This window comes from Mesorhizobium sp. LNHC229A00 (assembly GCF_000502415.1).
GTDB lineage: Bacteria > Pseudomonadota > Alphaproteobacteria > Rhizobiales > Rhizobiaceae > Mesorhizobium.
This window is the reverse complement of sequence record NZ_AYWQ01000266.1, coordinates 1-244: the sequence shown is the minus strand read 5'-3', so window position 1 is coordinate 244 and position 244 is coordinate 1. Positions and strand designations below refer to the sequence as shown.

Genomic DNA, 244 nt, shown 5'->3' with positions numbered 1-244 from the left:
GGACGGAAAACCGCTACGCACTCTTCCTGGAATAGCTTTAGTTTCTCAGCTTGCGCTGCCGCCAGGCATCGAGCGTTTCCCCGATGATCCGTTCGGGCATGTGATCAAGCTCGAACACCGTTTCGATTTCCAGCACGTCGAGACGGTCGAGAAAGTCCTGCGGAGCGTTGTGACGCAGCCGGACGGCGTCCTTGGCGGTGGTGATCAGGCCAAGGCCTTCGGCGCGTGCCGTCGCGGCCAGTTC

Annotated in this window: 1 pseudogene; it reads right to left on the bottom strand. The window is 61.1% G+C overall.

The features are described from left to right. Nucleotides 1-37 precede the first annotated feature (37 nt). A pseudogene (locus X742_RS0140035) lies at nucleotides 38-244 on the bottom strand (tetraacyldisaccharide 4'-kinase); the annotation flags it as partial.